At 66.1% G+C, this 22,346-nt stretch carries 25 protein-coding genes; 8 read left to right on the top strand and 17 right to left on the bottom strand.

Translation table 11 applies throughout. From position 1 onward, the window contains the following. Positions 1-127: 127 nt before the first annotated feature. A complete protein-coding gene (locus tag RS899_RS17335; protein ID WP_315807674.1) occupies positions 128-1,900 on the bottom strand; it encodes an ABC transporter transmembrane domain-containing protein in 1,773 nt (590 codons plus the stop codon). A gap of 157 nt (positions 1,901-2,057) precedes the next feature. Between RS899_RS17335 and RS899_RS17340 the strand changes: the two genes are divergently transcribed. From RS899_RS17340 to RS899_RS17350, 3 genes are all read left to right on the top strand, one after another. After that, positions 2,058-2,258 (top strand): hypothetical protein, encoded by a 201-nt coding sequence (locus tag RS899_RS17340; protein WP_024765957.1) that lies wholly within the window; start codon positions 2,058-2,060, stop codon positions 2,256-2,258. Between the two features lie 182 nt (positions 2,259-2,440). Continuing rightward, positions 2,441-3,550, top strand: coding sequence for an AI-2E family transporter (locus RS899_RS17345; protein ID WP_315807675.1), 1,110 nt, complete (start codon positions 2,441-2,443; stop codon positions 3,548-3,550). A 55-nt stretch (positions 3,551-3,605) separates the two neighbouring features. Beyond that, entirely contained in the window at positions 3,606-4,214 is a 609-nt protein-coding gene (locus tag RS899_RS17350) for a DUF4893 domain-containing protein (protein ID WP_315807676.1), read from the top strand. Positions 4,215-4,236: 22 nt separating this feature from the next. Here the strand turns inward: RS899_RS17350 and RS899_RS17355 are convergent, their stop codons facing one another. Next, positions 4,237-4,860: a hypothetical protein gene (locus RS899_RS17355; RefSeq protein WP_024765954.1), complete on the bottom strand. Its 624-nt coding sequence runs from the start codon at positions 4,858-4,860 to the stop codon at positions 4,237-4,239. Positions 4,861-4,965: 105 nt separating this feature from the next. Here RS899_RS17355 and RS899_RS17360 point away from each other — a divergent pair, with 105 nt between their 5' ends. Next, positions 4,966-5,688: an RNA pseudouridine synthase gene (locus tag RS899_RS17360; RefSeq protein ID WP_054907310.1), complete on the top strand. Its 723-nt coding sequence runs from the start codon at positions 4,966-4,968 to the stop codon at positions 5,686-5,688. Between the two features lie 248 nt (positions 5,689-5,936). Then, positions 5,937-6,203: a hypothetical protein gene (locus tag RS899_RS17365; RefSeq protein WP_315807677.1), complete on the top strand. Its 267-nt coding sequence runs from the start codon at positions 5,937-5,939 to the stop codon at positions 6,201-6,203. Positions 6,204-6,222: 19 nt separating this feature from the next. Here the strand turns inward: RS899_RS17365 and RS899_RS17370 are convergent, their stop codons facing one another. The 3 genes from RS899_RS17370 to RS899_RS17380 all read right to left on the bottom strand — a co-directional run bounded on the left by RS899_RS17370 (position 6,223) and on the right by RS899_RS17380 (position 9,717). After that, the gene (locus tag RS899_RS17370) at positions 6,223-7,047 is read right to left on the bottom strand and encodes an enoyl-CoA hydratase/isomerase family protein (protein WP_315807678.1); all 825 of its coding nucleotides are present in this window, start codon (positions 7,045-7,047) and stop codon (positions 6,223-6,225) included. An 83-nt stretch (positions 7,048-7,130) separates the two neighbouring features. Then, positions 7,131-8,945 (bottom strand): monovalent cation:proton antiporter-2 (CPA2) family protein, encoded by a 1,815-nt coding sequence (locus RS899_RS17375; protein ID WP_054907308.1) that lies wholly within the window; start codon positions 8,943-8,945, stop codon positions 7,131-7,133. 58 nt (positions 8,946-9,003) lie between these two features. Beyond that, positions 9,004-9,717, bottom strand: coding sequence for a lipoate--protein ligase family protein (locus RS899_RS17380; RefSeq protein WP_315807679.1), 714 nt, complete (start codon positions 9,715-9,717; stop codon positions 9,004-9,006). 221 nt (positions 9,718-9,938) lie between these two features. On the opposite strand from RS899_RS17380, the gene RS899_RS17385 reads away from it, so the two are divergent. Next, positions 9,939-11,141 carry a GGDEF domain-containing protein gene (locus tag RS899_RS17385; protein WP_054907306.1) on the top strand — a complete coding sequence of 401 codons (1,203 nt, stop codon included), beginning with the start codon at positions 9,939-9,941 and terminating at the stop codon, positions 11,139-11,141. A gap of 109 nt (positions 11,142-11,250) precedes the next feature. Here the strand turns inward: RS899_RS17385 and RS899_RS17390 are convergent, their stop codons facing one another. The 11 genes from RS899_RS17390 to RS899_RS17440 all read right to left on the bottom strand — a co-directional run bounded on the left by RS899_RS17390 (position 11,251) and on the right by RS899_RS17440 (position 19,443). Beyond that, complete coding sequence (locus tag RS899_RS17390; RefSeq protein WP_054907305.1) at positions 11,251-11,655, bottom strand: hypothetical protein; 405 nt, start codon at positions 11,653-11,655, stop codon at positions 11,251-11,253. 23 nt (positions 11,656-11,678) lie between these two features. Next, positions 11,679-12,890: a c-type cytochrome biogenesis protein CcmI gene (ccmI, locus tag RS899_RS17395; protein WP_315807680.1), complete on the bottom strand. Its 1,212-nt coding sequence runs from the start codon at positions 12,888-12,890 to the stop codon at positions 11,679-11,681. Then, the gene (locus RS899_RS17400; RefSeq protein WP_054907303.1) at positions 12,887-13,357 is read right to left on the bottom strand and encodes a cytochrome c-type biogenesis protein; all 471 of its coding nucleotides are present in this window, start codon (positions 13,355-13,357) and stop codon (positions 12,887-12,889) included. Before RS899_RS17400 ends, ccmI begins: the two co-directional genes overlap by 4 nt. Next, positions 13,354-13,896 (bottom strand): thiol:disulfide interchange protein DsbE, encoded by a 543-nt coding sequence (dsbE, locus tag RS899_RS17405; RefSeq protein ID WP_037013469.1) that lies wholly within the window; start codon positions 13,894-13,896, stop codon positions 13,354-13,356. The genes RS899_RS17400 and dsbE overlap by 4 nt, the downstream gene beginning before the upstream one ends. A gap of 2 nt (positions 13,897-13,898) precedes the next feature. Next, positions 13,899-15,872, bottom strand: a complete 1,974-nt coding sequence (locus RS899_RS17410) for a heme lyase CcmF/NrfE family subunit (RefSeq protein WP_054907302.1) — start codon at positions 15,870-15,872, stop codon at positions 13,899-13,901. A 2-nt stretch (positions 15,873-15,874) separates the two neighbouring features. Beyond that, positions 15,875-16,360 carry a cytochrome c maturation protein CcmE gene (gene ccmE, locus RS899_RS17415; protein WP_024765946.1) on the bottom strand — a complete coding sequence of 162 codons (486 nt, stop codon included), beginning with the start codon at positions 16,358-16,360 and terminating at the stop codon, positions 15,875-15,877. Then, complete coding sequence (gene ccmD / locus RS899_RS17420) at positions 16,357-16,533, bottom strand: heme exporter protein CcmD (protein WP_024765945.1); 177 nt, start codon at positions 16,531-16,533, stop codon at positions 16,357-16,359. Before ccmD ends, ccmE begins: the two co-directional genes overlap by 4 nt. Beyond that, positions 16,530-17,276 (bottom strand): heme ABC transporter permease, encoded by a 747-nt coding sequence (locus RS899_RS17425; protein WP_139093035.1) that lies wholly within the window; start codon positions 17,274-17,276, stop codon positions 16,530-16,532. The genes ccmD and RS899_RS17425 overlap by 4 nt, the downstream gene beginning before the upstream one ends. Positions 17,277-17,341: 65 nt before the next feature. Next, entirely contained in the window at positions 17,342-18,013 is a 672-nt protein-coding gene (ccmB, locus tag RS899_RS17430) for a heme exporter protein CcmB (protein ID WP_054907301.1), read from the bottom strand. Continuing rightward, the gene (gene ccmA / locus RS899_RS17435; protein WP_054907300.1) at positions 18,010-18,663 is read right to left on the bottom strand and encodes a cytochrome c biogenesis heme-transporting ATPase CcmA; all 654 of its coding nucleotides are present in this window, start codon (positions 18,661-18,663) and stop codon (positions 18,010-18,012) included. Before ccmA ends, ccmB begins: the two co-directional genes overlap by 4 nt. Before the next feature lie 141 nt (positions 18,664-18,804). Continuing rightward, the gene (locus RS899_RS17440; protein WP_170858323.1) at positions 18,805-19,443 is read right to left on the bottom strand and encodes a serine acetyltransferase; all 639 of its coding nucleotides are present in this window, start codon (positions 19,441-19,443) and stop codon (positions 18,805-18,807) included. A gap of 327 nt (positions 19,444-19,770) precedes the next feature. On the opposite strand from RS899_RS17440, the gene RS899_RS17445 reads away from it, so the two are divergent. After that, positions 19,771-21,381, top strand: coding sequence for a flagellar hook-length control protein FliK (locus RS899_RS17445; protein ID WP_315807681.1), 1,611 nt, complete (start codon positions 19,771-19,773; stop codon positions 21,379-21,381). Beyond that, positions 21,378-21,719 (top strand): EscU/YscU/HrcU family type III secretion system export apparatus switch protein, encoded by a 342-nt coding sequence (locus tag RS899_RS17450; protein ID WP_054907298.1) that lies wholly within the window; start codon positions 21,378-21,380, stop codon positions 21,717-21,719. Before RS899_RS17445 ends, RS899_RS17450 begins: the two co-directional genes overlap by 4 nt. A gap of 6 nt (positions 21,720-21,725) precedes the next feature. Here the strand turns inward: RS899_RS17450 and RS899_RS17455 are convergent, their stop codons facing one another. Then, positions 21,726-22,223, bottom strand: a complete 498-nt coding sequence (locus RS899_RS17455; RefSeq protein ID WP_315807682.1) for a hypothetical protein — start codon at positions 22,221-22,223, stop codon at positions 21,726-21,728. Positions 22,224-22,346: the final 123 nt, after the last annotated feature.

Genomic DNA, 22,346 nt, shown 5'->3' on the forward strand with positions numbered 1-22,346 from the left:
GCGCAAGGATGCGCCTCAAGCCGCCGAACGCCGGCTTTATGTAGGACCGAGGGGGCGCCCAGCCCTTGCTCGCGAACCATGCTTTGCGGCAGTTCCGCATTTAAGCAGTTCGCGAGCAAGCTCGCTCCTACAGGTTCTGTTCCGCCTGGCCGAACTGGAGTTCGGCCAGGCGCGCATACAAGGGGTTGCTCGCCACCAACTCGGCGTGTCGCCCCAACGCCACCAGGCGGCCGTGCTCGATCACCGCGATGCGGTCGGCATTGAGCACCGTGGCCAGGCGGTGGGCGATCACCAGCGTGGTGCGGTCACGCATCAGTCCCGGCAACGCCTGCTGGATCAGGTGTTCGCTCTCGGCGTCCAGCGCGCTGGTGGCTTCGTCCAGCAACAGGATAGGCGCGTCCACCAGCAACGCGCGGGCAATCGCCAGGCGCTGGCGCTGCCCGCCGGAAAGCCCCTGGCCGCTCTCCCCCAGATGAGTCTGATAACCCTCAGGCAGACGCAGGATAAATTCGTGGGCGTGGGCTGCACGGGCGGCAGCCACCACTTCGGCATCGCTGGCGCCGGGGCGGCCGTAGCGGATGTTCTCCTCCACCGTGCCGAAGAACAGCGCCGGGTTCTGCGAAACCAGCGCGAAGCTTCGGCGCAGGTCCGCCGGATCGAGCCGTGCGATCGGCTGCCCGTCGATCAGGATGCGCCCCTGCTGCGGGTCGTAGAAGCGCAGCAGCAGATCGAACAGGGTGGACTTGCCCGCGCCCGACGGCCCCACCAGCGCCAGGGTTTCGCCCGGTTCCACACGCAGGTCGATGCCATCGATGGCCCATTGCTCCGGGCGCGACGAATAGGCGAAATGCACGCCCTGCAGATCGATGCTGCCGACAATGCGCTCGGGCAAACGCAGCAGGTCGCTGGCCGGTGCGTGGATTTCACTGCGCGCCCGCAATAGCTCGGCGATGCGCTCGGCCGCACCGGCGGCGCGCTGCAACTCTCCAATCACCTCGCTCAGCGTGCCGAAGGCCATGCCGACGATCAGGCTGTAGAACACGAAGGCAGCGAGGTCGCCGGGGCTGATGCGCCCGGCGATCACGTCCATGCCGCCGACCCAGAGCATCACCCCCACTGCGCCAAGCACCAGCAGGATCACCACGCTGACCAGCCAGGAGCGCTGCATGATGCGCTTGCGCGCGGTGTCGAAGGCGTCTTCCACCGTGCGCCCGAAGCGTGCGCGGTCCTGCGCCTGGTGGTTGTAGGCCTGCACCGTCTTGATCTGGCCGAGGGACTCGCCGACGTAACTGCCGACGTCCGCCACGCGATCCTGGCTGAGCCGCGACAGGCTGCGCACGCGGCGGCCGAACAGCAGGATCGGCGCGATCACCAGCGGCAGCGATGCAACCACGATGCTGGTCAGCTTGGCGTTGGTGAAGAACATCAGGATCACCCCGCCCAGCAGCATCAGCACATTGCGCAGCGCCATCGACAGCGAGGAGCCGATCACCGACTGCAGCAGCGTGGTGTCGGCGGTCAGCCGCGACTGGATTTCCGAGGCGCGGTTGTTCTCGTAGAAGCCGGGATGCAACTCGATCAGGTGGTCGAACACGCGCTGGCGGATGTCCGCGACGAACCGCTCGCCAATCCACGACACCAGGTAGAAGCGCACGAAGGTGCCCACTGCCAGGCACAGCACCAGGGCGAAGAAGATACCGATGGCGCGGGTGAGCAACTGTTCGGACTGGGTGATGAAGCCCTGGTCCACCAGCAGGCGGATGCCCTGCCCCAGGGACAGGGTGATGGCGGCGGTGAACAGCAGCGCCAGCAGCGCGCCAAGGGCACGCCAGCGGTAAGGTGCGAGGAACGAGCGAGCCAGGCGCAAGGCATTGCGCTGGCGGGACGACAGCAGGGACATGGCAGGCTCTGAAAGGCCGGAGTGCGCAGAGGGTAGCACTGCCGCCACATCGCGCGCGAAGGACGATTCAGGCAGCCGAATGGGACCGTTCGTTCCATGACCGCCCCGAAAGCTGCTCGTTTGATGTACAATGGGCGGCCAATTTGCGCAGACAGGTATGGCAGATATGACTACCAAGCCCTCCACCCGCCAGAAAGCCGCCCCCAAGGCTCCCGCCGCTACCGCGACCAGCGAAGCCCTGGAAGCCCAGATCGCCGCCTTCCTGAACTCCGGCGGTGAGATCCAGCAGATCGCCAAGGGCGTGACCGGTCAGAACTACGGCGCACCGAGCCGCCACATCAGCCTCGGCAAGAAGTAATACCCGCTGGCAAGCCTGCCGAACCTCGGCAGGCTGCCCGCCTCCCCCGCTTCACCTCCGCGCTTTTCACGATCCTCCCCGCAATACCGAACTTCCTTTATTGCCTGAACACCTTGCACTCGGGCAGAGTCCGCCAATAGTTAAGGACTGGGCCACGTCGCGCCCGCTGCAAGGAGCACCCCATGCTGCCCTCCCCGGAAAAGCTGCTGTCGCGCAACCTGCTCGATGTGCTGATCCGCGCCGGCCTGATCCTGTTGCTGGCGCTGTTCTGCTTCCGCATCTTCCATCCCTTCCTCGACCTCATGCTCTGGTCGGTGATCCTCGCCATCACCCTCTACCCGCTGCATCAGTTGCTCAGCGGCTGGCTGGGCGGACGGCCCAACAGCGCGGCAACGCTGATCGTGATCCTCGGCCTGGTAATCCTGCTGGTGCCGGTGGTGGTGATCGGCATGTCGATGGCCGATTCGGTACGCGACCTGGTGCACGCGATCCAGAACCGAACCCTGCAGATACCTCTGCCGCCCGACTCGGTGCAGACCTGGCCGGTGATCGGTCAGTACGTCTATCCCTTCTGGACACGCGTGGCCACCGACTTCATGGGTGTGGTCCACCAGATGGCCCCGCACCTGCAGGGCGTCGCCAAGACCCTGGCGGGTCAGGCGGCGGGTGCGGGCATGGGCCTGATGCAGTTCCTCGCCGCGTTCGTCATTGCCGGGGTGATCATGGCCTACGGCGAACTGGGCAGCCGAACCTCCTGCGATATCGCCATCCGTATCTCCGGCCCGGACCGCGGGCCGGGGCTGGCCGAGTTGTGCACCGGCACCATCCGAGCGGTAGCCCAGGGCGTAGTCGGCGTGGCCTTCATCCAGACCATGATCCTCGGCCTGGGCTTCGTCGTCATGGGCATTCCCGGCGCCGGCCTGCTGGCCCTGGGCGTCCTGTTGCTGGGCATCACCCAGTTGCCGGTGGTGCTGATCACCATCCCGGCGATCATCTATGTGTTCATGACCAACGATTCGCTGCTGGTCGCCATCCTGTTCACGATCTGGACCATGGCCGGCGGCCTCTCCGACAACGTCCTCAAGCCGCTGATGTTCGGGCGCGGCGGCAAGGTGCCGATGCCGGTGATCCTGATCGGCGCCCTGGGCGGCATGCTCAGCAATGGCATCATCGGCCTGTTCGTCGGCCCGGTGGTACTGGCGCTGGGCTACGAGCTGTTCATGTCCTGGGTCCACGAGCGCGAGGCGCCCGTCGCTCCGCCCATCGAGCCGCCAGTTCAGGACACCCCCTGAAACCTCTCGCCCGCGGCGCGCGCCGCGGGATTTCCCCCGCAATGGAATGCACAAGATGTCGAAACGCTGCTCCCTCACCGCTGCCCTGCTCGCCGCCGGCCTGCTGCTCTCCCCGTTGGCCTTCGCCGACGACACCGCGATCGTCTGGCCCGCCGTGGTCAACGCTGCCGACCAGCAGCGCCTGACGACCCTCGATGGCGAGGTCAAGCGCCTGCTCGACCAGCTCCAGCAGAGCGAAGACGAGACCACCCGCAACGAAGCGCTGAATCTGTACCGCATCGTGCTGGAAGATCCCGAACCACTGGCCGACGCGGCCCTGACCGGGAACTGGAAATGCCGCTCGGTGCAGATCGAAACGGAAGCGCTGTACGGCTACCCGAACTTCAAGTGCTCGGTGCGGCAAACGCCAAAGGGCCTGTACCTGGAGAAGACCAGCGGTTCGCAGCGCATCAGCGGCTATCTGCAACGCCTGGACGACAAGCAGCTGGTATTCGTCGGCGGCGCTTCGGTGAACGACGACCCGCAGGTGGGCTACAGCGGCCTGGAGCAGGCGGCGGCGCGCGAGACCGACGTGGTCGGCGTGGTGCGCAACTCGCACGACGGCTTCGTGCTGCTGGTGCCCGAGCAACTGGGTGGCTACAACCTGTTCCGCTTCTCTCGCTGAGCCCTGCCACACCAGCAAAGGCCTAGAGCAGCGCCACCATTTCCTTGAGCGTCACCGCCCAGGTACCTTTCGCGTTGAGGTAGCGATAACCGAAGCGCGAACCATTGGCCTGGGTGGTGAGCACCGCGTTCCAGGCCAGCCCGCGCTGCAGGTCGTGCGCCGGGTCGAGAAGGAAAAAGGCGTCGTCGCTCATCCCCACCGCCAGGCACCAGTGGCGGATATCGCTGTCCTTGCGGCCGTGGAAGCCCAGCACCACCGGGATATTCTCGTCGAGGTGCCGCCGGGTCAGCTCGACCATCCGCGTACCGTTGCCGCGTTCGACGCGGTATTCCTTGTCGCTGATGACCTTGAGCAGCTCCAGCAGATCCGCGCCGGTGGTGCCAACGCGCACCAGGGTCTCGTGCGCGTTCAACGCCTCCATCAGCCGCCCGTAGCGGGTGCGCGAATCCACCGGCGCCAGGCCCTTGGCCGCGCGCCGGCCGAGCTGGTTGCGCGCCAGCATCGCCATCACCAGGCAGTACGGCCCGCACGCGCCGTCCATGTCGCCCTGGCGCAGGTGCACCTTCTCACCACGCTTGTTGATCAGGCCGCCGCTGCCGTGTTCGTCCAGGTCCCAGCCCAGGCCGTCGATCAGGGTGATCCGCATCGCGCTTCCTCATTGCTTGCTCTGGAGTTGTGACCGGAAGCCGCGCGGATCATTCCGCTGGCTTGCGGTTACAATGATCGCTTTCCCCCTGCCTGGTTACCCGAAATGTCCGAAGCCATCCGCCTGTCCAAGCGCCTCGCCGAGCTGCTGCCCTGTTCGCGCCGCGAAGCCGAGCTGTACATCGAGGGCGGCTGGGTCACGGTGGACGGCCAGCGCGTGGAAGAACCGCAATTCAAGGTCGACGCCCAGCGCATCGAACTGCTGCCGGGTGCCTCCGCCGACCCGATTCCGCCGGTGACCATCCTGGTGCACAAGCCGGTCGGCCTGGGCAGCGGCAACGGCGCCAACTCCGCCCAGCAACTGCTGACGCCGGACAAGCGCTGGGCCGAGGACAACCTGCAGCAACGCCTGCTGCGCAAGCACTTCGGCCACCAGTTCAACACCACGGTGCTGGAGACCGACGCCAGCGGCCTGCTCGTCTACACCCAGAGCCGCGGCGTGCAGCGCCGGCTGGTGGACGAGGCGGACAACATCGAGCACGAGTACGTGGTCGAGGTCAGCGGGCAGATTGCCGACAATGGCCTGAAGCGCCTGTGCCGTGGCCTGGTCATCGACGGCCGCGAGCTGCCGCCGCTGAAGGTCAGCTGGCAGAGCGAGAACCGCCTGCGCTTCGCCGGCAAGCAGTTCCGCCCCGGCCAGATCGGCGCCATGTGCCGCGCCGTAGGCCTGCATGCCCTGTCGATCCGCCGCCTGCGCCTGGGCGGCGTGGCCATGGGCAAGCTGCCCGCCGGCCAGTGGCGCTTCCTGCAGCCGGGCGAGAAGTTCTGAGCGTCTACGAGACCAAGGTCGCAGGCGCCCGAAATTAGCCAGGGTGCCTCTCTAAACTGCGGCTTCCAGCCGTTATCGATAACGTCGATAGTCACCAGTCGACGCATTCAGTTCTCTTGATAGTCCGTGCGCGGCATCTTTGCCCCATCAACTCGCTGGCAGGAGATTCGCCGGCCCCGCAGTCGGGCCGCAGGGGCGAACGAGCTACTCGCGAGACGCCCCCAACGGATCGTCAAGAGGACACCACCATGCAAGTCATTCTCGATTTCCTGCTGCTCGTTGGCTCCCTGGTGGAGCTGCTGCTTTACGTCGCCCTGGCCAGTATCGTGCTCGCCGCTGTGGTGCTGCTCAGCGTCATTGCCGTGCTGACCCTGCGCTCGCCGGGCTCGGCTGTGGTCATCCCCGACGGTCGCCCCTCAGTCAGCCGCCAGCCGCGTCCGGCGGTCAAGCATCAATTGGCCCGGCCGATACTGGTCGCCGTGGCGAACGAGCCGATCCTGGCGAAGACCGCGTGACGCCGTCCTCGCCAGCGGTTCAGCCCGGGTAGCGCCCGAGCGCTGCCCCCAGGTCGCGTTCGAGTTCCCCGTCCCGCTGGCCACCGTTGTCCATCATCCAGCGCACCCGCTCCACCGTTCCGGGTGCAGACATGTCACCGACGAAGCGCTGCGATTCCTCCGCCAGCGCCGCCTGATCCGCCGCCGTCACCTGATCCACCACCGCCTTCACATGGGCGATGCCCGCCGCCGGGAAGGCCGCGATCCGTCGCGCCAGGGCCTCGCAGAATCCTTCCAGTTCCGCGTCCGCCAGTGCCCGGTTGATCCAGCCGTAGCGCTCTGCCGTGTCCGCATCGAAGTCCTCGCCACCCAGGCAGACCTCCAGCGCCCTGCCCCGCCCGAGCATCTGTGCCAGGCGCACCGTACCGCCCGCGCCAGGCAACAAACCAACCGCGACCTCCGGCTGGCCGAGCAGAGCGCGCTCCCGAGAGGCGAAGCGCATGTCCAGCGCCAGGAGGAATTCGCTGCCGGCGCCACGCGCGCGGCCGCGCAACTCGCCAATGGTCACCTGCGGCAGCCGGCTGAAGCGGCTGAACAGCGCACTGAGCGGGCTGGCCATGCCGGCGGGCAGCTTCATCGGCGGCGTGTCGAGCTGGCTGCCGAGGTCGTAATGAGCAAGGAAGAAGTCCGGGTTGCTGCTACGAAACAACACCACGCGGATATCGGCATTGCGCTCGAGCTCATCGGCCAGGTGCAGCAGGTCGATGACCATGGCGCGGTCGATCAGGTTGATCGGCGGGTGACGGAAGCTCACCACGGCTACGCCGTCGCGGTCCTCCCGGATAAAGGTGCGGTAGTCGCTCATCGATGGGGCCTCCGTTGCGAAGACCCGAGGATGCGCCGGGGCGGGCAGCCCGCCCCAGCACTATCGATGCGCGGAATGGCCCGTCAGTGGTGGCCGATACCCTGGTCTTCCAGGTGGTCGGCCTCGAACAGGGTTTCCAGTTCCTTGCGTGCCTCGCGGGCAGTCTGGACCACGGCTTTCTCGTCGTCGTAGACGCGGTACTGGGCCATCAGCACCGCCTCGTCGTGGCGCTTGAAGCGGCGGATGCGCGCGCCGACCTGCTCTTCGTTCAGGCCCAGGCCGGTGAGCAGCAGGCGGCTCATTTCCAGGCTCGAGTGGAAGGTTTCGCGCACCGGCGTCGCGTCGGCGTCCAGCAGGTGATAGACGTGCTGGCGGTTACGCGCCCGGCCGATGACCTTGATGTGCGGATAGAGCTTGCGCACCAGGCGCGCGGTCTCGATGTTGGTCTGCGGATCGTCGGTGGCGACGACGAAGAACTCGGCCTTCTCCACCTGGGCTGCCCGGAGGATTTCCGGGCGCAGCGGGTCGCCGTAGAAGATCGGGATATTGCCGTAGCTGCGGGTCAGTTCGATGGTGTCCACCGAGGTGTCCAGCGCGACGAAGGGCACGCCCTGGGCGCGCATGATACGGGCAACCACCTGGCCCATCCGGCCCATACCGGCGATCACCACGCGCGGCGCGTCGTCCGGCAGTTGGCTGTACTCCGGCGGCGGCTCTCGCAGTACCTCGGGCTTGGGTTTGATGCTGCGTGCGAGGGCCAGCACCATCAGCGGCGTCATCGCCATGGACAGGGTGATGCCCAGCACCAGCAGCGAATGCATGTCGGCATCCATCAGACCCTGCGCCGCCGCCAGCTTGAACACCACGAAGGCGAACTCGCCACCGGCACCGAGCAGCACGCCCAGGCGCAGCGCCGATACCTTGTCCAGGCCACCGGCCAGACGGCCGATGACGAACAACAGCGGCAGCTTGATCGCCACCAGCAGCAGGGTCAGGCCGATGACCCGGAACGGCTCGTTCTTGAGCAGGCCGAGGTCAGCACTCATGCCCACGCTGATGAAGAACAGCCCCAGCAACAGCCCCTTGAAGGGTTCGATCTGCGCTTCCAGTTCATGGCGGTACTCGGAATCCGCCAGCAACAGGCCGGCGAGGAAGGCGCCCAACCCCATGGATACACCGGCCTCCTCCATCAACCACGCCGTACCGACCACGACCAGCAAGGCAGTGGCGGTGGACAGGTCAGCCTGACCGGTGCGCGCCACCGAGCGGAACACCGGGCGCAGCAGGAAGCGCCCGCCGATCACCACCACGGCGATGCTGCCCACCACTTCGATCACATGGGCGACATCGCCACCGGGAGCGAGGGTGTCGGCGCGGGCGCCCAGCAGAGGGATCATGGCGATCAGCGGGATCGCGGCGATGTCCTGGAACAACAGGATGGCGAACGCCAGGCGTCCATAGGGACTGTTGAGTTCCTTGCGCTCCGCGAGAATCTGCAGGCCGAAGGCGGTGGACGACAGCGCCAGGCCGCCACCGATCACCACGGCGGTATTCACCGGCAGCTCGAACACCAGCACGGCGAGGCTGCCCAGTGCCAGGGCGGTCAGCAGCACCTGCGCCAGGCCCACGCCGAATACCTGCTTGCGCATCACCCAGAGGCGCTTGGGCGACAGCTCCAGGCCGATGATGAAGAGCAGCAGCACCACACCCAGCTCGGAAAGGCTGGCGACGCTTTCCGGGTTGTCGATCAGGCCCAGCAGGTACGGCCCGATGATCACCCCAGCGAGCAAGTAACCCAGCACAGCGCCGAGCTGCAGGCGCTTGGCCAACGGCACCATGAACACCGCGGCGATCAGGAAGACCACCGTGGATTGCAGGTAATTCGTCCCATGTTCCATGTATCAAGACTCCTTGGAAGGGTTGGGGCGAAGCGAATATCCACCCACGTCGTTCGTATCACACATCCAGCGCCACACCCTCGGCCAGCAAGTGCCGCTGGAACTGCCCGGCCAGGGCGTCAACCTGGTCCCAGGGCTGTTCGTACCGCTCATCCAGCGCCACGTGGCTGGTGGCGCGCACGCGCGCGTCGAGCCCACAATTCTCGTAGAAGGCATTCACCGCATCGACCATCGGCTCGCGCTGGTTTTCCATCAGGATCGCGCCGTGGGCCAGGACCACATAGCGCCCGTCGCTGGGCCGGCGGCGCCAGCGCTGGGCGGTGCCCACCAGCTTGCGACCACCCAGGTTGACGTTGTAGCGGCCATCGCAGAAGGCGCCATCCACTTCCCCCAGGCCCGGATCGAGTCCGAGGGCGGCCAACCAGTCGCACAGCGGCTGGCACAGGCGCAGATAGGCGGTTTCAATACGCGTCTGCTCGTTATCGCCCGGCGGGATCGCATAGACCAGTGCGACATTGAGCACGCCTGGGGACTGCGGTACCGGTTCGCCACCGGTGTCGCGCAGGGCGATCGGCCACCCCAGGCCGGCACACGCGGCCTCGGCGGCAGAAAAGCCTTCCAGTCGGCTCAGCCGGCGCGGCATCACCAGGGACTGCTCCAGTGGGCGCCAGAACAGCAGGCCGCTGTCACGCTGGCCGGCAAAGGTGGCGTCCAGCAGGGCGCGCTCGGCATCCAGGCCCTGCTCCGTCGGCAGTCTTTGCACTCTATTCATGACGCATATCCTTGAGCGATCCGGGTTGCGGACTATGCCCGCAGAGGGCTTATCCGACAATGTTCCAGGCCAATTCGTTGCCAGGGTCGGAAATTTATCGATAGCGGCCTGTGACTCCCTCAATGCAAGGCCTGGTCACGTCAGGCTCGATCGCCACGACAGCGTGGCAGCGGCTGACTATTCTGCAACTGCCCGGCACTTTGCGCAGGAGGCCAGAGCCCGTGTCCAGGACGTTGCTCCAGCGACTGCACCACGCCATCGCGGTCAACGACGCGCTGGCGCTGCCGATCGCCCGGGAAAACCTCAGGCGGCTGTATCTGTCGGCACCGCTGGCCGTGCTCTTCGATCTGATCCACATCATCGTGTTCAAGCTCAATCTGCAAGGGGCGAGCGCGGCGCACGACGGCTGGAGGATGGACATCATCCGCGTGCATGCCACGGTCGCGGTACTCTTCTCCCTGCTCGGGCTGCTGGCATGGCTCGCCTTACCACCCAGGCGCAGCGCGCCGCTGTGGTACATGCAACTGCTGACCATCCTGGGCAGCGCCTTGCTGCTGGGCTTCGGCGTCGCCATAACCGGCGCAGACCAACAGGTCACCAGCAGCATCACGCCCTTCCTGATGGCCTCGGTGGCCGCCGCCCTGATCCTGCTGATGCGCCCCCGACTGGCGGTCACCCTCTACATTCTCGCCTTCGCCGCCTTCGAACTGACGATCGGCCTGACCCAGGCCGATCCGCAGTTGCGCCTGTCCAATCAGATGGGCGGGCTGACCATCTGTGGCATCGGCGTGATCCTTTCGCTGATCCTCTGGCACGGCCATGTGCGCAACCTGCGCCAACGCGAGTTCCTCCGCCAACAGCGGCTGGAACTGGAGGAAAAGAACCGCCAGCTGGAATACCTCGCCGGCCACGACCCGCTGACCGGGTTGTTCAACCGCCGCCAGTTCGACCAGCTGGTGGGCATGGAGCTGTCCCGCGCCGCGCGCCAGCCGGCGCCCATCAGCCTGCTCATGGTGGACCTGGATCATTTCAAGTTCATCAACGACCGCTATGGCCATCCACTGGGCGATGAAGTCATCCGCCACACCGCCACGCTCCTGCGCAACTACACACGCACCGGCGACAGCGTGGCGCGCCTGGGTGGCGAGGAGTTCCTGCTGCTGTTGCCCGACACCTCGCAGCCGCAGGCGCGCACCATCGCCGAAAAGGTGCGCCGCCTGCTGGAGGAAACTCCCTTGCCGATGAAGGACGGCTTGCTCTATCTCACCGCCAGCTTCGGCATTGCCTGCCTGGAAGCCGGCATGCCGGGAACCTACGAGGGCCTCTACGCGGCGGCGGACAAGGCGCTGTACAAGGCCAAGGCCAGTGGGCGCAACCGGGTGGAAGTGATAGAGCTGGGGACGGAGATGGGGACGTTCGATTGAGCGCCGCCTCGGTGGAACCTGTAGGAGCGAGCTTGCTCGCGAACGAGACTCCCGGCGACACCGGCGTCAAGCGGTTCGCGAGCAAGCTCGCTCCTACGAAAAGCCCGCGTTATTGCGCGTACTTGCGCGTCAGCCCCGGCGGCACGCCGCTGCTGTCGGTCTCGGTCCACGGGCCTTGCGGGCCGACGCCCCAGTACCAGCCGTTGTCCCAGTGGTAATAGGTCCGCTGGCGGTAGTAGAGGTCCTTCTGGCCCTGGATCACGTAGACGCCCAGGCTGGCATCCCAGCGCCCCTTGCCACCGGGCGGCGGGGCGAACTGGGTCGGGCGCTTGGCAGCCGGTGCGGAGCTCGGCTGCGGGGTGATCGGCGAAGACGACTGCTTGGGCGGCGGTGTCGGAGTGGTCGGATGCGCGGGCGGAGGCGTCTGTTGTGGCGGCTGCTCAGGTTGCTGCGGCTGCACCACACAACCACCCAATACCAGCATGGCGCCCAGCGCCAGCACTCTGCCCTTCATCGCTCAACCCTCTCTTGTTCGTCTTACTTCTGATCCGGGCTGTCGATGGTGACGCTCTGCTCGCCCGCGTTGGCAGTAGACAACGCTTCGCTGCGTCCGATCCATTCGCCGGTAATGGCATTGCCGGCACGGGAGATCCGCGCGACGAGCTGCACCTGCGGATGCTGCGAGAGCTTTAGCTGCGGCATCATCGCGTCGGCATCGCTGAGGGAAACCTCGCTGGGCAGGTCGGAGACCTTCAGGCGCTTCACCGCCAGCGGCATCGGCGGGCCGCTCACAGCGCGGGCGAAGACGAACACGCTGTCGTCCGGCTTGACCTGGCCCTTCACGGCGGCGGTCAGGTCGACCTTCACCTTCAGGGTTACACCGGCGGCCTGCGCTGCGGCAGGAGCCTCCGGCGGGGTCTCGCCCTTCTCGACCATGCGCTGGCGGGCGCGCTCGATGCCACCGGCAATGGCGCTGCGGGACGGATCGTCCTGCGGCAGCACGGCAACCAGGCGGCCCCAGTAGTCGATGGCGTCGGCGTACTTCTCGTCCTCGAAGGCGGCGATGCCGAGCAGACCGAGGGTGGTGACTTCCTGTGGGTCCTTCTTCAGGGCTTCGTCGGCCAGCTCGCGGACCTGCTGGGTCAGCGCCTTGTCACCGGCGAAGTACAGCGCCTGGGCCCACTGGCCGAGCACTTCCGGCTGGCGACCGGAGAGGCGCGCGGCCTGCTCGAAGGCCTTGGCAGCGTCGCCGGCGCGGTTCTGGGTCATGTAGGTGCGGCCGAGGAAGTACCAGCCCTCGGCGGAATCCGGCTGGGCCTGCACCGCGCGCTCCAGGCGAGTGGTCATTTCTTCCATGGAATGCGGCGCGGTGGCGAATTCGCGGGCCAGGGCGACCTTGTCGCTGGCGCCCCAGTGCAGATACAGGCCCAGGGCAAGGAATGGCAGGACCAGCGCGACGATCATCGGCGCCGCACGGCCCAGGCGCGAGCGACGGTCCTCGCTGGCACCTTCGGTATCGGAGAGCAGCTCGCGGGCCGCTTCGGCGCGGCCGGCTTCGAGCTGGGCGTCGTCGAGAGTCCCGGCGTCACGCTGGGCGGTCAGCTCTGCCAGGCGTTCCTGGTACAGGGCGACGTTGAGGGCGGTGCGGTCTTCCTCGGCCTGGGCCTTGCGGCCACGCAGCAGAGGGACGAGGAGAAATGCCAGGGCTACCAGCAACAGCAGGCCGGCGGCGAGCCAGAAATCGATCATTTGTCTTGGTTATCCAGCAATTGGTCGAGACGCGCCTGCTCCTCGGCGGACAGCGTGGTGGAAGTGGCAGCGGCCGGGCGACGGCGGCGCACGACGATGGCCCCGATGATGATCACGCCCAGCCCCAGCAGCGCGGCGGGGCCGAACCAGAGCAGCCAGGTGCGCTCGCTGACTTCGGGCTTGTAGCGCACGAACTCGCCGTAGCGGTCGACCATGTAGTCGACGATCTGCTGGTTGCTCTTGCCGGCCGCCATCTGGGTGTAGATCTGCTTGCGCAGGTCGGCGGCGATCGGCGCGTTGGAGTCGGCGATGTCCTGGTTCTGGCACTTGGGGCAACGCAGCTCGGTGGTCAGGTCGCGGAAACGTTCGCGCTCGGCGTCGTTGGCGAACTCGTAGGTGTCGATGGCCGCGTGGGCGATACCAGTGAGAGCCAGGCCCAGCGCTGCGGCGGCAAGAAGTCGCTTCATTTACCTTGCGCCTCGTCGACCAGCCCCTGGTAGATCGGCGCCAACTGCTCGCGCCAGACCTTCTCGTCGACGGCGCCAACCAGCTTGTGGCGGATGATGCCGTCCTTGTCGATGATGTAGGTCTCCGGCGCGCCGTAGACGCCCAGGTCCAGGCCGAGGGTGCCCTGTGCGTCGGCGATGTTCAGCAGGTAGGGGTTGTGCAGCTCCTTGAGCCACTTCTGCGCGGCGGCGCCGTCATCCTTGTAGTTGATGCCGTAGATCACCACGCCCTTGGCGGCGAGGTCGGTCAACACCGGATGCTCGAAGCGGCAGGTCGGGCACCAGGTGCCCCAGACGTTGACCAGCGCCGGCTTGCCCTTGATATCGGCCTCGGTGTAGGTCTTGCCCGGCTCGGTGACGCTGGGCAGGGAGAACGCCGGGAACGGCTTGCCGATCAGCGCCGAGGGCAGCTCGCTGGGGTCCAGCCACAGGCCACGGAAGAGGAATACCGCGACGACCAGGAAGATCGCCAGGGGCAACAGCAGGATCGCACGCTTCACACTCAGGCTCCCTGTCCGGCGAGGCCCAGGGCCTCGCGTACACGCGTTTTCACTTTCAGCCGGTAGCGACGGTCGAGCGCCGCCAGCACGCCGCCCAGGGCCATCAGCAGGCCGCCGAGCCAGATGAAGCGCACGAAGGGCTTGATGTGCACGCGCACGGCCCAGGCACCGTCGTCCAGCGGCTCACCCAGGGCGACGTAGAGGTCGCGGGTCAGGCTGCCGTGGATACCGGCCTCGGTCATCATCGAGTTCTGCACGCTGTACAGGCGCTTCTCCGGGTGCAGCACGGCCACTTCCGAGCCCTTGCGGGTGACGCGGATGGTGCCCTTGTCGGAGGTGAAGTTCGGACCTTCGAAATGGTGGGTGCCTTCGAAGCGGAACTGGTAACCCGCCAGCTCAACCGACTCGCCCGGCGCCATGCGCAGGTCGCGCTGGGCGCTGAACTGGCTGGTCAGCACCACGCCGATGGCACAGATGGCGATACCGAAGTGCGCCAGCTGCATGCCCCAGTAGCTGCGGTTCAGGCCCGCGGCACCGGCGATCACGCCCTTGTGGCGGACCTTGTCGAAGAAGTCACGCACACCGGCCAACACCACCCAGGCCGCCAGCATGAACACGGTCAGCACTTCCCAGTGCAGCTCGCCATACAGGAAGCTGCCGAGGCCACCCAGCACCACGGTGCCGATAAGCACCGGGGTGAGCATGTTGCGCAGCCAGCGGGTCGGAGTGTCCTTCCAGCGCACCAGCACACCGACCGCCAGGGCCAGCATGAGGATGGCAATCAGCGGCACGAACAGCGCGTTGAAGTACGGAGGGCCGACGGACAGCTTGGCGCCGCTGATGGCATCGAGCACCAGCGGGTAGAGGGTGCCCAGCAGGATCATCGAGGCGGTGACCACCAGGATCAGGTTGTTCAGCAGCAGCAGGGTCTCGCGGGACCACAGGGCGAAGCCGACCTGGCTCTTGACCACCGGCGCACGCAAGGCGAACAACGTCAGCGAGCCACCGACCACCACCAGCAGGAAGGCCAGGATGAACACGCCGCGCTCGGGGTCCGAGGCGAAGGCGTGCACCGAGGTCAGTACACCGGAACGGACCAGGAACGTGCCCAGCAGGCTCAGCGAGAAGGCCGCGATGGCCAGCAGCACCGTCCAGCTCTTGAACACGCCGCGCTTCTCGGTCACCGCCAGCGAGTGGATCAGCGCGGTGCCCACCAGCCAGGGCATGAACGAGGCGTTTTCCACCGGGTCCCAGAACCACCAGCCGCCCCAGCCCAGTTCGTAGTAGGCCCACCAGGAGCCCAGCACGATACCGACGCCGAGGAAGGTCCAGGCCACCAGCGTCCAGGGCCGCGACCAGCGCGCCCAGGCGGCGTCAAGGCGACCGCCGAGCAGCGCGGCAATAGCGAAGGCGAAGGCCACCGAGAAGCCCACGTAGCCCATGTAGAGCATCGGCGGGTGGATGATCAGGCCCGGGTCCTGCAGCAGCGGGTTGAGGTCGTTGCCATCGGCCGGCACCTGCGGCAGGAGGCGGCTGAAGGGGTTGGAGGTGATGATCAGGAACAGCAGGAAACCGGTGCTGATCATGCCCATCACGGCCAGCACGCGGGCCAGCATCACTTCCGGCAACTGGCGGGAGAACACCGAGACAGCGAAGGTCCAGCCGCCGAGGATCAGCGCCCAGAGCAGCAGCGAGCCTTCGTGGGCGCCCCACACGGCGCTGAACTTGTAGTACCAGGGCAGCGCGCTGTTGGAGTTGCTGGCGACGTAGGCCACCGAGAAATCATCGTGGAGGAAGGCCCAGGTCAGGCAGCCGAAGGAGAACAGCAGGAAGGCGAACTGCCCCCAGGCTGCCGGGCGCGCCAGGCTCATCCACTGGCGATCGCCGCGCCAGGCGCCGATCAGCGGGAAGAACGACATCACCAGCGCCATGCACAGCGCGAGGATCAGCGAGAGGTGGCCGAGTTCTGGGACCATCGTCAGTTGCTCCCTTGTTGCGGCGCGGCATTACCGTTCTGGCTGGCTTCGTAGTGCTCCAGCTTGCCGCTGTCCTTGAGCGCCTTGGTGACTTCCGGCGGCATGTATTTCTCGTCGTGCTTGGCCAGCACTTCATCGGCGGTCAGCACGCCGGCCTCGTTGATCTTGCCGAGGGCGACGATGCCCTGCCCTTCGCGGAACAGGTCCGGGAGGATGCCGCGGTACTTCACTGTGACTTCCTTGGCGAAGTCGGTGACCACGAATTCCACGTCCAGCGAATCCGCCGAACGCTTGAGCGAGCCTTTCTCCACCATGCCACCGGCGCGGATGCGCGTGTCATGGGGCGCCTCGCCGTTGGCGATCTGGGTCGGGGTGTAGAACAGGTTGATATTTTCCTGCAGGGCCGACAGCGCCAGGCTGACGGCGACACCGACACCGGCAACGATGGCGAGAACGATGTACAGACGCTTCTTGCGGACCGGATTCACTTGCTGGCCTCCCGGCGCAGACGACGCGCCTCTTCTTGCAGGTAACGCCGGCGCGCCACGATGGGCGAGACGACGTTGATCGCCAGGACCACCGCGCAGATGGCGTAGGCGGACCACACGTAAGGGCCATGGTGACCCATGGCGAGGAAATCGGAGAAAGACTCGAAACTCATAGCACGCGCTCCACCTCGGCCTTCACCCAGCTCGCGCGGGCTTCGCGCTTGAGCACTTCCAGGCGCATGCGCATCATCAGCACCACGGCGAAGAAGCAGTAGAAACCGGCGACCATCATCAGCAGCGGAATCCACATCTCCGGCGGCATCGGCGGCTTTTCGGTCAGGGTGAAGGTGGCCGGCTGGTGCAGGGTATTCCACCAGTCCACCGAGTACTTGATGATCGGGATGTTCACCACGCCGACGATGGCCAGCACGGCGCAGGCCTTGGCGGCGCTGTCGCGGTTGGTGATGGCCTGGCCCAGGGCGATGATGCCGAAATACAGGAACAGCAGGATCAGCATCGAGGTCAGGCGTGCATCCCAGACCCACCAGGCGCCCCAGGTCGGCTTGCCCCAGATGGCCCCGGTGACCAGCGCGACGAAGGTCATCCAGGCACCGATGGGCGCGGCGCACTGCACGGCGACGTCGGCAATCTTCATTTTCCAGATCAGGCCGATGGCGCCGGCCACGGCGAGCATGACGTAGCAGGACTGGGCGAGGAACGCCGCCGGCACGTGGATATAGATGATCCGGAAGCTGTTGCCCTGCTGGTAGTCCGGCGGTGCGAAGGCCAGGCCCCAGACGGTGCCGGCAGCCATCAGCACGATTGCAGCAACGGCGAACCACGGCAGCCAGCGTCCGCTGATCTCGTAGAACCACTTGGGCGAGCCAAGTTTGTGAAACCAAGTCCAGTTCATCATCAGGCTCTGTATTTCAAAGCTCTAGTCTGCCGCCGGTGCCGCTTCCCAGCCCGGCGATCGTTCGTTCACTCGCCGACGCTGATCTTCAGCCCGGCGGCGATGGCAAAGGGCGTCAGCGTCAATGCTAACGCCGTCAGGCTGGCCAGCCACAACAGGTGCCCGGCGGTGGGCAGCCCCTGCAGCGACGCCTGAAGCGCTCCGCTGCCCAGGATCAGCACCGGAATGTAGAGCGGCAGAATCAGCAAGGCCAGCAGCAGGCCGCCACGCTTGAGCCCGACGGTGAGTGCAGCGCCCACGGCACCCAGCAGGCTCAGCACCGGCGTACCCAGCAGCAGCGACAGCAGCAGGTCCGGCAGGCAGCGCGCCGGCAGGCCCAGCATCAGGGCGAACAGTGGCGAAAGCAGCACCAGGGCCAGCCCTGAAACCAGCCAGTGTGCCAGCACTTTGGCCAGGACCAGTAGTGGCAGGGGGTGCGGCGAAAGGACCCACTGTTCCAGGGAACCATCCTCGAAATCGCTGCGGAACAGGCCGTCCAGCGACAGCAGCACCGCCAGCAATGCCGCGACCCAGACGAGGCCGGGCGAAAGGTTCTTGAGCATTTCCGATTCGGGGCCGACCGCCAGCGGGAACAGCGCGATGACGATGGCGAAGAACACCAAAGGATTAGCCAGCTCCGCCGGACGGCGGAACAGCAGGCGTGCTTCGCGGGCGAGCAGCAGGGTGAAGACGTTGCTCATCGCGCCGCCTCCCGTGCGTGCTGACCCAGGTCGAGGGCGCGATAGCCTGAAGGCATGCGCTCCAGCGTGTGGTGGGTGGTCAGCACCACCAGCCCGCCGCGCTCGCAATGGCCGGCAAGGTGTTCTTCGAGCTGCGCCACGCCCTGTTTGTCCAGGGCGGTGAAGGGTTCGTCGAGGATCCACAGCGGCGGCGCGTCGAGGTACAAGCGCGCCAGGGCCACGCGGCGCTGCTGGCCGGCGGACAGGGTATGGCAGGGAACGTCCTCGAAACCGCGCAGGCCGACGGCCTCCAGCGCTTGCCAGATGGCATCGCGGTTGGCCGGCTGGTGCAGCGCACAGAGCCAGGCGAGATTCTCTTCGGCGGTGAGCAGGCCCTTGATGCCGGCGGCGTGGCCGATCCACAACAGCAACCGGGCCAGTTCGTGGCGTTGCTCGGTAAGCGGCTTGCCGTTGAGCAGCACCTCACCGGCGGTGGGCTGCATCAGCCCGCTGAGCAAGCGCAGCAGGCTGGTCTTGCCGCTGCCATTAGGGCCGACGATCTGTAGCATTTCGCCCGCGCCCAGTCGCAAATCGAGACGCTCGAACAGCATGCGCCAGTCCCGCTCGCAGGCGAGCGCCACGGTTTCGAGGAGGGGATGGTTCAAGGGCATCGGCAACCGTCGGGCAGAAAACAGTCAGTGGTGCAAAAACGCGGCCATGCCGCGCGGGCCGCCAAGCACGGCCTCGGGCGGCGCATTATACACAGCCGTTCTTACACCCGACGTCAGGTTTTTCGACAGGTTGTAACGCCCTCAGGCGCGGCGTCTGGCCTCTGAACCACCCGGCTCGCCCGACTGCGCCTCTTCGTCGCGGGCGTTGCGGGTGTGCATGGAGCTGATCGGTGAGCGCCCGTGCTGCTGCTTGATCAGGCTGTGGGTGTGCCGGGAGATATAGGCGTGGTCGGCCGGGATATCGCGGTTGACGAACGCCGAGGCACCGATGGTGACGTTATCGCCGATGTGCAGGCCATCGCCGACGATGCAGACATTGGCGCCAATACTCACGTTGTCACCAATGACGATGGGCTGGCTGCCATCGTTCTTCTGGCCGATGGTGGTGTTCTGGAAGATGCTGAAGTTCTTGCCGATCACCGCCTTGCGGGTGATGACGATGCCCACCAGATGCGGAATGTACAGGCCCTCACCGACCGGGATGGTCACCGGGATCTCGATACCGAAGCGCTCCGCCAGGCGATCGCCCATGCGCTCGGCGCGCTTCTGCCAAAAACGATAGGGGCTCGAATGGAGGAACTGGGCAAGACGAAACCAGAACATGTAACGGTAGCGGGAGCGCTGACGGTAGCGCCGCCACAGGCGCGACCAGCTGAAGTGGCGTTGCTCGCCGCCCAACATCTCGATTCGCCAAAAACGCTTCAGTTCCGCAAAGGTCATTACTGCATTCCACCTGATACAGCCAGCGCTCCGTGCGGCAATGAAAACGTAATATTACGCCGATAGTGGGCCATGTCTCAAAGCAAAGCAGCCTTCCGGGTCAGGTAACAATGGCGTAAAAGCCGCGAAACTGAGCGCCTTGAGAACATTTTCGAGATTTACGGCAACATTTTGCCGTCGTCTCGCTTAAGCCAGTCTTAACGCTTTGACAGCCTGCGAACTTTGTCGCCCTGTTGAGGATCGCCCATCCGGACCGCCGGTCTAAAGTGTCCACGGTCGCCGCCGATACACTGGCCGTAATCCCGTCACGCCGCCCACAGGTCCCCGATGCCGAGCGAAATTGGCGCTTCCCGCCCGCTACCGCCTACGCCGTCGCTGCGCAGCACGCAGAACGCCGCCGAGCTGACGCTCAAGCTCGCGCAAAGCCTGGGCGATCTGCTGCCGCCGGGGGACAAGGCCCATGCGGAAGTGCTGGCGGTACGTGACGGGCAGGTGAGTTTCCAGTTGCTGCTGCGCCTGACCATGGCCAGCGGCCAGCAGGCGCTGGTGGTGGCGGAAAGCTCCCAGGCGCTGCCCAAGGGCAGCACCCTTCAGTTGTCGACACTGAACCAGACCAGCCTCGCCGCCACCCTGCTGACCCAGCCAAGCCTGGGCTCGCTGAGCCTGGGCGGCGCCAGCCAGACGCCGCTGGGCAGCCTCGACCTCGACGTATTGCCGGTCGGCACGCTGATCCAGGGCAAGGTCGATGCCAGCCAGTTGGTCGCCCTCGGCAAGGCCGAACAAGTGGTTTACAAGGTCCTGGTGACGCTGCTCAACACTCCGCTGGCCGGGCGCCAGCTGAGCATCGAATCGCCCAACCCGCTACCGCTCAACAGCCTGCTCAGCGCCCGTGTGCAGGACCAGCAGGCCTTGCAGTTCCTGCCGATGAATGCCCGTCTGGAACAGCTCGACCTGAGCCTGCAACTCAGCGCCCAGCAGAGCCGCCAGGGCCCGCTGGACGGGCTGCTCAAGGCGCTGCAGGGCGCCGGCAGCAACCCGGACGTGAGCCCCGAGCTGCGTCAGTCGGTAGATAAGTTGCTCGGCGCACTGCCGGACATTCGCCAGCTCAGTGACGCCAAGGGCGTGGCCCAGGCCTTCCAGCAGAGCGGCGCGTTCCTCGAAGGGCAGATGCTGCGCGGTGTCGAAAGCCTTCCCCTGGACCTCAAGGCCAACCTGCTGCGGCTGATCGCCCAGTTGCTGCCTGCCGTACAAGGCGGCACGGCGGCGGCCGTGCTGAACAATCTGCCGGGCAACGCCATGGCCGGTGCCAGCAATCTGGCGCAGGCCATGCCGGCCTTTGTGCGCAACGCCCTGGGTGTCATCGGCCAGACCAGCGGGCGCACGCCGTCACCGATCAGCTTTCCGCTCCCCAGCCGGCTTGCCAGTGAGCTGGAGCAGGAAGGTGATCTCGAATCGCTGCTCAAGCTCGCCGCGGCCGCGGTTTCGCGTCTGCAGACACACCAGCTGGGCAGCCTGGCGCAAAGCGACGTTCTCCCCGACGGCACCGTGGTGAATACCTGGCAACTGGAAATCCCCCTGCGCCATCAACATCAGATGGTGCCGATCCAGGTGCGTATCCAGCAGGAAGAAAAGGACAGCCAGGCCAGCGAGCGCGAGCAGCAGACCCGCGACATGCTCTGGCGCGTCGACCTCGCATTCGACCTGGACAGCCTCGGCCCGCTGCAGGTCCAGGCCACCCTGGCCCACGGCAGCATCGGCACCCAGCTGTGGGCCGAGCGCGGCACCACCGCCAACCTCATCGATGGCGAACTGGGCACCCTGCGCCAACGCCTGAGCGACGCCGGCCTGACCGTGGGCGAGCTGAGCTGCCGCCAGGGCAAGCCGCCCCAGGGGGCGCGGACGGCAGTGGAACAGCGCTGGGTGGATGAGACCGCATGAAGAAGGCCAGGAAAGCCCCGCGCCAGGTCATCGCGCTCAACTATGACGGGCAGAGCGCGCCGACCCTCACCGCCAAGGGTGACGACGAACTGGCGGAAACCATCCTCGCCATCGCCCGCCACCATGAGGTGCCGATCTACGAGAACGGCGAACTGGTGCGCCTGCTGGCGCGCCTGGAGTTGGGCGACGCGATTCCCGAGGCGCTCTACCGCACCATCGCCGAAATCATCGCCTTCGCCTGGTATCTCAAGGGCAAGAGCCCGCTGAACGACACGCCAGGGGCGCCGCCGGACGCGATGCCCCTGTTGCTGGAAGGACCGGACTCCCGGCGCCAGTGACCTGCCTCAGCCGCGGCACTCGCAGCCGGACTTTGCCGGCGGAAGATCGCCTGCCGGAGCGAAGTCGCAGAACTCACGCACCGATTGACGGATCGGCTGCCGGTCCTCGCTGTGATAAAGCACCATGCCGCTGGTCACTTCGCGCAACTGCGCCAGCGACAACGGCTTGTCCAGAACATCCAGCAGCGGCACGCGGTTGGCCCAGGCCCATTGCATCAGCCCGCGCTTTTCCTCGGCACTGTAGTGCCCGACCAGCAGGAACTGGCGGAAGGTATTGCTCTGGCTCAGCGCCTTGAGGCTCAGCAGCTCGCTGGGGCCCGGGCGGAAGTCGTCATGAATGAACAGGCTGTAGCGTTGCCGGGTGGCAAGCGCCTTGCGTACTTCGTCCAGGTTCAGGCACAGGCTCAGGTGATAGAACTCCAGACGATTGAGCAGCACGCTGTAGTTCAGCAGCCGACCGGGATGCGAGCACAGCACCATGGCACGTCGGGAAATGGTCGCCATATCGATGGCCTCGGGAGAAATTTTTGACGAGGCCAATTTAGCGACGATTTGCCGCCTTTCTTATCAGACGAGTCCTAATCGCACGTAGTGAAACTCCTACAAACCAGGAATCCCGACAAACGG

This window comes from Pseudomonas sp. C9-3 (assembly GCF_032392015.1).
Lineage (GTDB): Bacteria > Pseudomonadota > Gammaproteobacteria > Pseudomonadales > Pseudomonadaceae > Pseudomonas > Pseudomonas nitroreducens.

Coding starts and splice junctions, on each gene's coding strand:
- RS899_RS17335 (WP_315807674.1), bottom strand. CDS start 1,900: ATGTCCCTGCTGTCGTCCCGCCAGCGCAATGCCTTGCGCCTGGCTCGC.
- RS899_RS17340 (WP_024765957.1), top strand. CDS start 2,058: ATGGCAGATATGACTACCAAGCCCTCCACCCGCCAGAAAGCCGCCCCC.
- RS899_RS17345 (WP_315807675.1), top strand. CDS start 2,441: ATGCTGCCCTCCCCGGAAAAGCTGCTGTCGCGCAACCTGCTCGATGTG.
- RS899_RS17350 (WP_315807676.1), top strand. CDS start 3,606: ATGTCGAAACGCTGCTCCCTCACCGCTGCCCTGCTCGCCGCCGGCCTG.
- RS899_RS17355 (WP_024765954.1), bottom strand. CDS start 4,860: ATGCGGATCACCCTGATCGACGGCCTGGGCTGGGACCTGGACGAACAC.
- RS899_RS17360 (WP_054907310.1), top strand. CDS start 4,966: ATGTCCGAAGCCATCCGCCTGTCCAAGCGCCTCGCCGAGCTGCTGCCC.
- RS899_RS17365 (WP_315807677.1), top strand. CDS start 5,937: ATGCAAGTCATTCTCGATTTCCTGCTGCTCGTTGGCTCCCTGGTGGAG.
- RS899_RS17370 (WP_315807678.1), bottom strand. CDS start 7,047: ATGAGCGACTACCGCACCTTTATCCGGGAGGACCGCGACGGCGTAGCC.
- RS899_RS17375 (WP_054907308.1), bottom strand. CDS start 8,945: ATGGAACATGGGACGAATTACCTGCAATCCACGGTGGTCTTCCTGATC.
- RS899_RS17380 (WP_315807679.1), bottom strand. CDS start 9,717: ATGAATAGAGTGCAAAGACTGCCGACGGAGCAGGGCCTGGATGCCGAG.
- RS899_RS17390 (WP_054907305.1), bottom strand. CDS start 11,655: ATGAAGGGCAGAGTGCTGGCGCTGGGCGCCATGCTGGTATTGGGTGGT.
- ccmI (WP_315807680.1), bottom strand. CDS start 12,890: ATGATCGATTTCTGGCTCGCCGCCGGCCTGCTGTTGCTGGTAGCCCTG.
- RS899_RS17400 (WP_054907303.1), bottom strand. CDS start 13,357: ATGAAGCGACTTCTTGCCGCCGCAGCGCTGGGCCTGGCTCTCACTGGT.
- RS899_RS17410 (WP_054907302.1), bottom strand. CDS start 15,872: ATGGTCCCAGAACTCGGCCACCTCTCGCTGATCCTCGCGCTGTGCATG.
- ccmD (WP_024765945.1), bottom strand. CDS start 16,533: ATGAGTTTCGAGTCTTTCTCCGATTTCCTCGCCATGGGTCACCATGGC.
- RS899_RS17425 (WP_139093035.1), bottom strand. CDS start 17,276: ATGATGAACTGGACTTGGTTTCACAAACTTGGCTCGCCCAAGTGGTTC.
- ccmB (WP_054907301.1), bottom strand. CDS start 18,013: ATGAGCAACGTCTTCACCCTGCTGCTCGCCCGCGAAGCACGCCTGCTG.
- ccmA (WP_054907300.1), bottom strand. CDS start 18,663: ATGCCCTTGAACCATCCCCTCCTCGAAACCGTGGCGCTCGCCTGCGAG.
- RS899_RS17440 (WP_170858323.1), bottom strand. CDS start 19,443: ATGACCTTTGCGGAACTGAAGCGTTTTTGGCGAATCGAGATGTTGGGC.
- RS899_RS17445 (WP_315807681.1), top strand. CDS start 19,771: ATGCCGAGCGAAATTGGCGCTTCCCGCCCGCTACCGCCTACGCCGTCG.
- RS899_RS17450 (WP_054907298.1), top strand. CDS start 21,378: ATGAAGAAGGCCAGGAAAGCCCCGCGCCAGGTCATCGCGCTCAACTAT.
- RS899_RS17455 (WP_315807682.1), bottom strand. CDS start 22,223: ATGGCGACCATTTCCCGACGTGCCATGGTGCTGTGCTCGCATCCCGGT.